Consider the following 10,883-nt stretch of genomic DNA (forward strand, 5'->3'; position numbering starts at 1 on the left):
CGGACATGCCGGCCGAGCCGCGGGCGTTCGAGGTCCTGTCCGCGCAGGCGGACGTCGCATCGTGAATCGCGGGGGCGTCCGCCCAGGCGAGCAGTGCCCGCCTAGGCGCGCTCGCCGAGCGCGATCTTGCGCACCCAGTCCTTGCCGGCGTCGAGTTCGAGCAGGCCGATGCGCGTGCGTGCGAGCACGCTGCCGAAGAACCAGATGTGGGTGGCCAGCGCCATCGTCAGCAGCGGCCAGATCATCGCCGAATCGATCTTCGACGGACCCATCAGGCGCACGGTCGAGCCCTGGTGCAGCGTGTTCCACCAGTTCACCGAGAAGTGCACGATCGGCAGGTTGACGATGCCGATCAGGGCCAGGAAGCCGGCCGCGCGCGCCGCCTGGCGGCGGTCCTCGATCGCTGCGTACAGGCCGATCACGCCGAGGTAGAGGAACAGCAGCACCAGTTCGGAGGTCAGGCGCGCGTCCCAGGTCCACCACGTGCCCCACATCGGCTTGCCCCACAGCGAGCCGGTGACCAGCGTGATGAAGGTGAACGCGGCGCCGATCGGCGCGCTTGCCATGGCGAGGATCTCGCTGAGCTTGATGCGCCAGACCAGCGCGACGAACGCGTTCGCCGCCATGAAGAAGTACGCGAACAGGCTCATCCACGCGCACGGCACGTGGATGAAGATGATGCGGTAGGCGTCGCCCTGCTGGTAGTCGCGCGGCGCCAGCACCAGGCCGCCGTAGAGACCGGCCAGGCCGAGCAGCAGCGCGATGGCGTAGCACCACGGCGCCAGGCTGCCGGCGATGCGGTAGAACGTCGGCGGCGAGCCGATCTTGTGGAACCAGAGCGTCAGCGCATTCATGACAGGGAAATCCTGAGGGCCGCCGCGCAAGCCAGCGGCGCCAGCACCAGCGCCAGCACCAGCGCCGCGGCCAGCCACAGCAGCGGTGCGAGGTACGGCAGGCCGACCTGCGCGGCATTGCAGGCACCGGCACCGAAGATCAGCACCGGCACGTACAGCGGCAGCACGAGCAGGGCCAGCAGCATACCAGAGCGGTGCATGCCGACCGTCAGCGCCACGCACACCGCGCCGATCAGGCTCAGCAGCGGCGTCGCCAGCAGCAGCGCCGGCAGCATCACCCAGCGCACGTCGTCGGCCAGATGAAGCAGTTCGCCGAGCAGCGGCGCGACGACGATCAGCGGCAGCGCGGTGGTCAGCCAGTGCACGGCGATCTTGCACGCCAGCAGCAGCGACAGCGGATGCGGCGACAGCACCAGCTGTTCCAGCGAGCCGTCCTCGTAGTCGCTGCGGAACAGCGTGTCGAGGGCGAGCAGGCCGGCCAGCAGCAGGGCGACGAAGACGACGCCGGCGGCGATGCGCTGCAGCTGCTGCGGCTCCGGCCCGAGCGCGAGCGGAAACAGTGCGATCACGATCAGCGCGAACAGGATCGGGTTGAGCGCATCGCCGCGCCGGCGCCAGACCAGGGTCAGGTCGCGCCGAACCAGCGCGGCGCACGCGGAAAAGGTCGATCCGGAACTCATTCGGTCGCTTCCCCCGCGTGCGGGGGAAGCTCCCCGAAGGGGTGATGGGGGTTACGCGCCGATGCCCCCCGTTCCGCCCCTGCCGGGGCACCTTCCCCCGCACGCGGGGGACGGGAAGGCGAGAGCGGAATCCTGCGCGGCGTGCCGGAGGTATACGCATACGCGCCGTGCGAAGTGATCAGCGCCGCGCCGCCGCCGTTGGCGTGGCGTTCGAGCAGCCGGTTGACCAGCTTGATGCCGTCGAGGTCGAGGTTCGCGTACGGTTCGTCGAGCAGCCACAGCGCGACCGGCGCGAGCAGCACGCGGGCGAGGGCGACGCGTTTCTTCTGTCCGGCCGACAGCTGGCGCGTGGGCACCTCGCCGTAGCCGTCCAGGCCGACGCCGGCCAGCGCGGTGGCCGGCGAAATGCCCTTGCGCTGGCCGTGCAGTCCGGCGGCGAAGCGCAGGTTCTCCAGCGCGGTCAGTTCGTGCTTGAGCCCGCTCTGGTGCGACAGCAGCGCGACCTGCGGCGACAGCCGCGCCAGCGTCAGCGGCTCGCCGCGCAGGCGGATCTCGCCGGAACCCGGCGCGAGCAGCCCGGACAGCACGCGCAGCAGCGTGCTCTTGCCGGCGCCGTTGTCGCCTTCGATCAGCACGACCTCGCCGGCGTGCAGGGCGAAGTCGAGCGGGCCGAAGATCGGCTCGTCGTTGCGCGCGAAGGCGAGGCCGCGCGCTTCGAGCAGGGCGGGGCGGTCGTGAAAGTCGCGGGAGGCGTCGGAAATCGGCGGCATGCCGCGCGCATGCTAGCGGCAGCCGCGCCGCAAGGCCATGCGCGCGATGTCGCGCCCGGGCATTTCGCCGTCGCCGGGAAGCGCCCGGCGCGGCGCCGCTTCAATCGAAACCGTCGGCGAAGATCAGTTCCGATTGCAGACGCGTGATGACGCCGTCGAAGTCGGTCACGGACGAAATGCTGTCGACGGCGCTGCCGAGGATCACCGGCTGCGAGCCGTCGAACCGCACCTGCTTGAATTGCGTGTGATAGGCCTGCGAGCCGTTGCTCGGCGCGACGATCAGGACGCTGCCGCCGATGCCGAACCCGCTGTCCGGCGTGCCGTCCGCGTTCAGCCGCGTGACCAGGCCGGCGTGGGTGAAGGAGTTGCCGGCCGGGCTTTCGACGTCGTCGAGCGATGCCGGGCCGACGCCGAAGCTGGACGTGTCGCCGACCATCACGATGCGGCCGTCGCTGCGGATCGCCGCCGATTGGCCGGCCGAGCCGGCCGTGCTGCCGACGTAGCAGTCGTTGCAGCCGGCGGTGGCGGCGTGGCCGACGAAGGTCGGGTCCGAGGCCAGCGTGGTGTATTGACTGCTGCCGTTCTCGGTGCCGGCCTTGATGCGCATCGCGGCGAACCTGCCGCTGGCCGATCCGACCAGCACGATCGTGGTCGGATCGGCCAGGACCGCGTCTGCGAGGGTGTCGTAGAGCGAGCCGCCGGGTCCCGGCTCGTCGACCGGGAACGTGGCCGATCCGACGAAACCGGACCACGGCCCTCCCGACGGCGTCAGGATGCGTGCGGCGAAATCGGTATCGGTGGAGGAATACACCGAGGTGCCGGCGACGACGTAGTAGCCGCCGGCGATGCGCAGGATGCGGCTGGCGTAGGCGTCCCTGCCGTCGGCGAACTCGTCCTCCGTGCCGAGGAAGCCGCCGTGGCCGTCGCCGATGTTGCCGAACGTGGAGTCCTGCGTGCCGTCCGCATTGAAGCGCACGACGCCGAAGCGTTGCTCGCCGATGCTGTAGTGGACGTTGCCGGCGACGACGATGCGCCCGTCCGGATCGGCCAGCACCGAGGTCGGCGCATCGTCGGTGTCGATGCCGGTCACGTCGAAGCCGAACGAGGTGCCGCCGTCGCCGGCGAAACTGGTGTCGTCGCTGCCGTTCGCGTTGAAGCGCACGACGCCGAAATCGCCTGCGCCGCCCTGTCCCGGCGTGCTGCCGACCACGACGATGCGGCCCTGCGCGTCGATGGTCATGTCGGTGACGCTGCTCAGCCAGGCGTCCTTGACGATCTTGCCGTTGTCGCCGAAGCCGGAGGCGACGTAGTTGCCGTCGCGGTCGAGCCGGAACAGGCCGATGCGCTTACCGGTGCCGCCGTTGGCGCCGCCGCCGGGCAGTTCCGCGGCGATCACGTAGCCGCCGTCGGCGGTGCGCGCGAACGCGACCGCCTTCTCGTCCTGCGTGCCGCCGCCCGATTCGTACATCCTTCGCCAACCCGACTGGGCGAACGAGAAGTCGACGCCGGTGTCGGCGGCCAGTGCAGACGACGGCAGCGCGTACAGCGCGGTGAGAACGATGTTTCGCAGCAGCATGGCGACGCTCCGGACGGGTTTGGTCTTGCAGTACGCAAGCCGGAACCCGATCGGGACATCGCGTGGCGATTCAGCCGTGGGCGTTCATCGTCGCCGCCAGCACCAGCCGCGCCGCCTGCCAGTCGCGCTTGATCGTGCGCTCGTTCAGTCCTTCCAGTTCGGCGATCTCGGGAAAGGTGAGGCCGCCGAAGAAATGCAGCTGCACCACGCGTGCGGCGCGCGCGTCGATCTTCTCCAGCTCGTCGAGGGCCTGGTCGAGCGCGAGCACCTCGCACGCTTCCGACGGCATCTCCGGAATGCGCTCGTCGAGCGTGACCACGGCCGCGCCGCCGCCGCGCTTGCCGGCGCCGATGCGGCGCGCGTGGTCGACCAGCACCTGGCGCATCGCGCGCGCGGCCAGCGCCATGAAATGCTGGCGGCTGCGCAGGCGCAGCGTGTCGGCGGCGATCAGCTTGACGTAGGTCTCGTGCACCAGCGCGGTGGTCGACAGGGTCTGGCCGCCGCCGCCGAGCTGGCGATGCGCGCAGCGGCGCAGCTCGTCGTAGAGCAGGCAGAACACGCGGTTCTGCGCAGCCTCGTCGCCGCTCTCCGCCGCGCCCAGCAGCTCGGTGACGCTGTCGCTCATGGACTTCCGGTCCGCTCCCCCGTGGAGGGCGCAGCATCGCCGCCGCGCGGGTGCGCGTCAATGGAGCGCCGCGCCGGCGTCAGTGCCGCTCGATCTCGCGCAGCAGGTACGGATCGGGCGCGCTCATGCCGGCGGCGATGCGGCGCGCGAGCTCCCGCTGGCGCTGCGCCTCCGCGCCGCGGCCGCGCGCATCGGCGATGCGCGCGAGCAGCACGTGCAGCGCGGCGAGGCCGCTGGGGTCGCCGGGCGAGCGACGCTCGGCATTGGCCACCACGCTGTCGGCCAGGGCCTGCGCCTCGTCGAGCCGGCCCAGTCCGCGCAGCGCGTCGGCCCGCGCCGCGCGCGCCGCCGGCAGGCGCGACTCGTCGGCCGACAGTCCTTCGAGCGTCGCGATCGCGCCGTCGGCTTCCTTCAAGGCTTCCTCCGGCTGACCGGCGCGATTGAGGACGTTGGCGAACGAGATGTGCGCGTAGGCGCCCTCGCGCGGCGGGCTGGCGCCGGAATCGGCCACCGCCACGGCGCGGCGCGCGTGTTCGACCGCGCTGTCCAGATGGCCGCGGCGCAGGTCCAGCTGGGCCATCGAGTTGAGATCGCTCATCACGGCCGGATGCTTTTCGCCGAGACGCTGCAGATGCACGTCGAGCGCGTGGCGGATCAGCGGCTCGGCTTCTTCGTAGCGGCCGAGCTGGATCAGCACCGTCGCCAGGTTGTTGGCGGTGGTCGCTGCCGGCGGCGTGTCGCCCTCGCCGAGCGAACGGTAGATGTCGACCGCCTCGCGAAAATGGCGTTCGCCGTCGGCCGGGCGGCGGCGCGCGAACTCGAGCATGCCGAGCGAATTCAGCGTGTTGGCGATCAGCGTATGGCGGTCGCCGAACACCGTGCGCTGGATGCGCATGGCTTCCTCCAGCGCGGCCTGGGTCTCGTCCAGGCGCCCCTGCGCGCGCAGCGTCGCGCCGAGCACCTGCAGGGTCTCGGCGACGGCGGGGTGGGCATCGCCCAGGCGCTTGCGGCGGATCTCCAGCGCGGTGCGCAGCTCGGCTTCGGATTCCTTGCTGCGGCCCTTCTGGGCCAGCGCGGCGCCGTAGTCGTTGAGCATCAGGGCCACGCGCGTGTCCTCGTCGCCGTAGACCGCACGCGCGTCCGCGATGGCCTGTTCGAACGTCGCGGCAGCCTCGTCGAAGCGGGCGCGGCGCGCCAGCATCAGGGCCTCGATCTGGCGGTCGCGCGCCTGTTCGGCACGGGCTTCGGGGCCGCGGGCGAGGTCGGCCTGCAGTGCCTCGCGCGCATCGGCGAGGGCTTCCTCGAAACGGCCCTGCTTCTCGCGCAGCAGCGCGCGCTCGGCGAAGGCGCGCGAACGCAGCGCCGGTTCGGTCGCGCCGGCCGTCGCGGCCAGCGTGCGCTCGGCGTCGTCGAGCTTGCCCAGTTCGCGCTGCACCGCGCTCAGTTCCAGCGCGGCGCGCGTCGCGCTTGCGGGGTCGGTCGGCGCCAGCGTCGCGCGCGCTTCCTCCAGCTGGCGTGCGGCCTGGTCGTATTGGGCGAGCTGCGCGTAGAGCGCACCGAGCGTCAGCAGCATCTCGCCGCGCAGCCGCGGCTGGTCGGCCAGTTCCGAGGCGATGCGCTCGCTGCCGCGGTCGAGCAGTTCGCGTGCGGTGACGCGTTCGCCGGCGGTCGCATCCGGCGCGGCGGCGTCGAAGACGCTGGCCAGGAAGGCCTGCGCCGAACGGGCGAGGCGGGCTTCCTCGGCGGCCTTGCGCGCCTGCCACAGCGCCAGCGTCGCGCCGGCGAGGATCGCGGCGAGGGCGAGCGCCGCCGCCGCCGTCGCCACGCGGTGACGGCCGACGAAGCGGCGGAAGCGGTAGCCGGCGCTGTCGGGCCGCGCCGCGATCGGCCGGCTTTCGCGCCACGCGCGCACGTCGGCGCTGAGCGCCTCGACGGTGGCGTAGCGCCGCGCCGGGTCCGCGTCGGTGGCGCGCGCGACGATGATCGCCGCGTCGCCGCGCAGCCGCACCGCCGGCACCGCCTTGCGCGTGGCCGCGTCGCCCTGTGCCTGCGCGCGCACCAGCCAGCCGGAAACCGCGCCGGTCGGGCGCGGTTCGCCGATGCGCGCGCCGGTCAGGAGTTCGAACAGCAGCGCGCCGAGCTGGTAGACGTCGGTGGCGGTGGTCGCCGCGTCGCCGGCGATCTGCTCCGGCGCGGCGTAGGCGCGCGAGACGAAGCGCCGTTGCGTGGCGGTCTGCTCGCCGCCGTCGTCGGTGCTGAGCAGCTTGGCGATGCCGAAGTCGAGCAGGCGCGCGTGGCCGTCGCCGGCGATCAGCACGTTCTCCGGCTTGATGTCGCGATGCACGACCAGATGGCGGTGCGCGTGCGCGACCGCCTCGCACAGCTGCAGGAAGGCGTCCAGGCGCGCGTCGAGGCCGGGGCGCGAGTCCGCCATCCAGTGGCGCAGGGTCGCGCCGTCGACGTATTCCATGACGAAGTACGGCTGCCCCTCGGCGCTGACGCCGCCGTCGAGCAGGCGCGCGATGTTGGGATGCTCCAGGCGCGACAGGATCTGCCGCTCGCGGCGGAAGCGCGCCAGTACTGCGGCGGAATCCATGCCGCGCTTGACCAGCTTGAGTGCGCCGCGCTGGGCGTAGCCGTCGCCGCCGCGCTCGGCCAGGAACACGGTGCCCATGCCGCCGTGGCCGATGCGGCGCACCACGGTCCACTCGCCCAGCCGCGTGCCGGCGGGCAGCGGCTCGTGGGATTCCTCCTCCTCGATCAGGCGCGCGGCGACCGCGCCGACGTCCTCGTCGAGCAGGCCGCTGCGCTCCGTCGCCAGCAGGGCGCGCACTTCGCCGGCGAGCGCTTCGTCGCCGCCGCAGCGCTGCGTGATCCATTCCTCGCGCGTCTCGTCGGCGACGTCGAAGGCCTCGCGCAGCAGGACGAACGCGCGCCGCCGCCGCGCGAGGATGTCGCTCGAATCCGGATTCATGCCGCTCCCCGTTCCCCGCCGCGCGCATCGCGACGGCCCGTCCGCAAGAGTACGCGCTGGCGCGGCGGACGGGGACATCCGGCGGCGCCGGGAATCAGTCGTCGTCCGATTCCAGCGCGTCGTCGGCCTGCACCAGGCCGCGCCAGTCGCTGCGATGCAGGCGCAGGCGCGCCGGCGCATCCGTGCGCACGTGCAGGCTGGCGTTCTGGCCGAACGAGCGGGCCAGCGCGTCGATCCGCCGCAGCGGCAGGCCGGCCACCAGCACGCTCGGTTCGCGCCAGGGCTGGCCCGGTATCGCGGCGCTGCCTTCGAGCCAGCGCGTGCCCGCCACGTACAGGCGGCGGCGCAGGTCGGCCATGCGCGCCTCGTTGTCGTCCGTGGTCAGCACCTCCGACCGCGGGTTGCAGGCGGTCAGATAGACCGCGTAGCCGTCGCCACCGATCCAGGCGGTGACCGCCGGCGGCGGCGGTTCGCCGATGCGCAGCGTGGCCGAGTCGCCGCCGGGCAGGGCGACGTCGTAGTGCGTGCGCCGGTACAGCGCCAGCAGTTCGGCGATGCGCGGTGGTGGTTGCGTCACGTCAGCGACGTCAGGTTTTCCCGCACGCGCACGTCGGCGTGCGTCAGGTCGATCTCGTCGATGCGCGACTTGCCCTGGGTCAGATCGCGCAGCAGTGCGTCCTGCGTCGCGCCGCGCGCGAACGCCCGCGCGTATGGCATGCGCGTGAAGGTGACCATCGAATAGCGCGGCACGAAGCGCTGCGGATGGCGTTCGGCGAGAACGCGGCCGAGCTCGCGGCGCAGCAGGAAGCCGGCGTCGGCGACCGAATCGCGCATCTCGACGTAGTTCTCCAGCGCCATCGCGGCAATCGCCTCGGCGTTCGGCCGGCGGCGGCGTTCGAACTCGGCGAACGTCCATTCCAGGTCGTCGTGATGCTCGTCGAGCAGCTCGGCCAGCTCGACCGCGTCCTCGAAGCCGCAGTTCATGCCCTGGCCGTGGAACGGCACGATCGCGTGCGCGGCGTCGCCGAGCAGCATGGCGCGGCCGTCGAGGTGCCAGCGGTCGAGATACAGCGTGGCCAGCACGCCGACCGGATTGGTGGCGAAGTCGGTCTCGAGCTCCGGGATCAGCGGCACGAGGTCGGCGAAGTCGCGCTCGAACAGCGCGCGCGCGGCGGCCGGGCCGTCGACGGTGGCGAAGCTCGGATCGCCCTGCGAGGGCAGGAACAGCGTCACCGTGAAGCTGCCCTCGGCATTCGGCAGCGCGATGCACATGTAGGCACCGCGCGGCCAGATGTGCAGTGCGTTGCGCTCGATGGCGAAGGCTTCGCCGCGGGCGAGCTTCTCGGCCGCTGCGGTGGGCAGCGTGGCGGCAGGAAAGTCGGGCAGGGCCGGGATTTCCAGTTCCTTGTAGCCGTGGCCGAGTTCCTCGATGCGCTCGCCCAGCGGCCGTTCCAGCTGCATCGCCGTGCGCAGCGCCGAGCCGGCGCCGTCGGCGCCGAGCACGAAGGCGGCCGTGTGCTCGTGCGCGCTGCCGTCGAGGTCGTCGCGGAAGCGCAGCTTCACCCCTTGGCCGAAAAGCGCGGTTTCGAGGCGGCGCGAGAAGTGGAAGCGCGCGCCGGCGCTTTCCGCAGCGTCGATCAGCGCGATGTTGAGGCGGCCGCGGCTGATCGACCAGATCACCTCGCTGTCGTCGCGGCCGTAGCGCAGCAGCTCGCTGTGTCCGTCGCGGTGGTGGACCATGCGGCCGCGCATCATCACGGCCAGGCGCATGACCTCGTCGGTCAGGCCGGCCAGGCGCAGGCCGTGCAGGCCGCGTTCGGCCAGCGCCAGGTTGATCGAGCGCCCGCCGAGGTAGCCGGCCTGGTGCGGATCGGGCCGGCGCTCGAACACCTCGACGGCGAAGCCGCGCCGGGCCAGCAGGGTGGCGAGCAGGGCGCCGACGAGGCCGCCGCCGACGAGGGCGATTGCGGGCTTGGGCATGGCGTGAATTTCCGCTGGGCGTGAAACCCGCGACTTTCGCGGTCCCGCGGCGGAATTGCAATCGGTCCGGAGCGCGCCGCGCTCGCGGCGCCGGCGTCAGGCGCTGGAGGTGTGCCGGCGCTGGCCGGCGTAGCCCGCCACGCGCTGCAGCAGGCGGTCGATCTCGCCGCCGAGCGTGCGCCACTGGTAGGCGGCGACCGTCTCCAGGCCGAGGTCGAGGTCGTCGTCGAGCCGGCCGGCGCGCTTGCGCTGCACCAGCTGGCGCAGCACTTCGGCGATGGCGGCGGGCTCGTTCGCGCAGGACCAGCCGCGCGAGTGCCGCAGCAGCAGGTCCTCGGCCGGATCGTGTTCGCCCGAGGACAGGTGCAGGATCGGACGGAACGCGCCGAAGTACTCGAACAGCTTGCCCGGCGTCTGCTCCGGCGAGCGGTTGCCGATGTTGACGAGCACGTCGTGCGACTGCTGCAGCGAGCGGGTGGCCGTGTGGGTGAGGCGACCGAGCAGCTCGATCTTTTCCGGATTGGCCTGGCACATGCGCCGGATCGCCGGCGCCAGTTCGGGCGTGGCGACGTGCAGGCGCACGCCGGACACCGAGAGCACGGCCTCGATCAGCGCGCCCGGGTCGCGGAACGGATAGAAGCGGCCGCCGTAGAACAGGTTCAGGTCCGGCTGCGCACCGGTGCCGGCGTTCGTGCGGCGGGTCGGGCCGCAGGCGTCGAATCCCTGCGGCACCACCGCGATGCGCTGCGCCGAGGTGGCGTGCCGGTGCATCAGGCAGCTGCGCGTCGCCTCGGTGGTGACGATCACATGATCGGCCTCGCGGCAGACACGCGCCTCGAGCGCCTGCGCCTTGCGCCGCCAGCGCGCGGGCGTGTAGCTGGCCAGCACCGGATCGCCGAGGTCGGCGATCCACGGCGTGTCGCCGCGCACGTCGAGGGCGAGCTGCAGCACTCCGGCCGGCTCGTGCGAGCCGATCAGCACGTCCGGGCGCAGGTACGGCAGCAGACGCTGCAGTTGCGCCCGCGCCGGCGGCAGCCACTGCGAGGTGCTGTCCGGATACATGAAATAGCTGAGGCTGCTGTCGATGTTGCGGTGCAGGCGGCCTTTCCAGTTGAGTTCCGCGCCGTTCTCGGTCGCGCCTGCGGCGGCGGCGACCAGCGCGGGGGCCGGTTCCAGCGCGCGCGCGTCCTGCCGGCGCCGGCGGTGCTGGTGGATCTGCGCGGTCAGCCCGCCGGGGCTGCAGCGGTGCACGGTCACGCCGCGCGGCACCTCGATCGATTCCGCCTCGTCGACGACGAGATCGGGCGCCAGCACGTGCACGTCGTGCCCGCGCGCGGCCAGCTCGCGCGAGAAGTAGTACCAGCGCAGCGCCTGCGGTGTCGCCAGCGGCGGGAATGCGTAGGCAAGGAGCAGGATGCGCATGG

The 10,883-nt window shown here is 72.3% G+C and carries 9 protein-coding genes; all 9 read right to left on the reverse strand.

The features are described from left to right. Positions 1 to 101 precede the first annotated feature (101 nt). A complete protein-coding gene (locus tag ACFO6Q_RS15060) occupies positions 102 to 854 on the reverse strand; it encodes a heme ABC transporter permease (protein ID WP_380021930.1) in 753 nt (250 codons plus the stop codon). Continuing rightward, positions 851 to 1,534 carry a heme exporter protein CcmB gene (gene ccmB / locus ACFO6Q_RS15065; RefSeq protein ID WP_380021931.1) on the reverse strand — a complete coding sequence of 228 codons (684 nt, stop codon included), beginning with the start codon at positions 1,532 to 1,534 and terminating at the stop codon, positions 851 to 853. The genes ACFO6Q_RS15060 and ccmB overlap by 4 nt, the downstream gene beginning before the upstream one ends. Continuing rightward, positions 1,531 to 2,304, reverse strand: a complete 774-nt coding sequence (gene ccmA / locus ACFO6Q_RS15070; protein ID WP_380021932.1) for a heme ABC exporter ATP-binding protein CcmA — start codon at positions 2,302 to 2,304, stop codon at positions 1,531 to 1,533. Before ccmA ends, ccmB begins: the two co-directional genes overlap by 4 nt. Before the next feature lie 100 nt (positions 2,305 to 2,404). Then, on the reverse strand, positions 2,405 to 3,880 hold the full coding sequence (locus ACFO6Q_RS15075) for a hypothetical protein (RefSeq protein ID WP_380021933.1): 1,476 nt from the start codon (positions 3,878 to 3,880) through the stop codon (positions 2,405 to 2,407). A 70-nt stretch (positions 3,881 to 3,950) separates the two neighbouring features. Beyond that, positions 3,951 to 4,505 (reverse strand): ECF-type sigma factor, encoded by a 555-nt coding sequence (locus ACFO6Q_RS15080; protein WP_380021934.1) that lies wholly within the window; start codon positions 4,503 to 4,505, stop codon positions 3,951 to 3,953. Between the two features lie 79 nt (positions 4,506 to 4,584). Then, on the reverse strand, positions 4,585 to 7,479 hold the full coding sequence (locus tag ACFO6Q_RS15085; RefSeq protein ID WP_380021935.1) for a serine/threonine-protein kinase: 2,895 nt from the start codon (positions 7,477 to 7,479) through the stop codon (positions 4,585 to 4,587). Between the two features lie 94 nt (positions 7,480 to 7,573). Then, complete coding sequence (locus ACFO6Q_RS15090; protein ID WP_380021936.1) at positions 7,574 to 8,056, reverse strand: DUF3293 domain-containing protein; 483 nt, start codon at positions 8,054 to 8,056, stop codon at positions 7,574 to 7,576. Further along, entirely contained in the window at positions 8,053 to 9,468 is a 1,416-nt protein-coding gene (locus tag ACFO6Q_RS15095; protein ID WP_380022213.1) for an FAD-dependent oxidoreductase, read from the reverse strand. Before ACFO6Q_RS15095 ends, ACFO6Q_RS15090 begins: the two co-directional genes overlap by 4 nt. Positions 9,469 to 9,555: 87 nt before the next feature. Continuing rightward, positions 9,556 to 10,881, reverse strand: coding sequence for a glycosyltransferase (locus tag ACFO6Q_RS15100; RefSeq protein ID WP_380021937.1), 1,326 nt, complete (start codon positions 10,879 to 10,881; stop codon positions 9,556 to 9,558). Between the last annotated feature and the right edge of the window lie 2 nt (positions 10,882 to 10,883).

Source organism: Dokdonella ginsengisoli, from assembly GCF_042652785.1.
Taxonomy (GTDB): Bacteria; Pseudomonadota; Gammaproteobacteria; order Xanthomonadales; family Rhodanobacteraceae; genus Dokdonella_A; species Dokdonella_A ginsengisoli.

What these genes read in the sequence shown, in the direction of transcription:
- ACFO6Q_RS15060 (WP_380021930.1), bottom strand. Translation starts at nt 854, where the DNA reads ATGAATGCGCTGACGCTCTGGTTCCACAAGATCGGCTCGCCGCCGACG.
- ccmB (WP_380021931.1), bottom strand. Translation starts at nt 1,534, where the DNA reads ATGAGTTCCGGATCGACCTTTTCCGCGTGCGCCGCGCTGGTTCGGCGC.
- ccmA (WP_380021932.1), bottom strand. Translation starts at nt 2,304, where the DNA reads ATGCCGCCGATTTCCGACGCCTCCCGCGACTTTCACGACCGCCCCGCC.
- ACFO6Q_RS15075 (WP_380021933.1), bottom strand. Translation starts at nt 3,880, where the DNA reads ATGCTGCTGCGAAACATCGTTCTCACCGCGCTGTACGCGCTGCCGTCG.
- ACFO6Q_RS15080 (WP_380021934.1), bottom strand. Translation starts at nt 4,505, where the DNA reads ATGAGCGACAGCGTCACCGAGCTGCTGGGCGCGGCGGAGAGCGGCGAC.
- ACFO6Q_RS15085 (WP_380021935.1), bottom strand. Translation starts at nt 7,479, where the DNA reads ATGAATCCGGATTCGAGCGACATCCTCGCGCGGCGGCGGCGCGCGTTC.
- ACFO6Q_RS15100 (WP_380021937.1), bottom strand. Translation starts at nt 10,881, where the DNA reads ATGCGCATCCTGCTCCTTGCCTACGCATTCCCGCCGCTGGCGACACCG.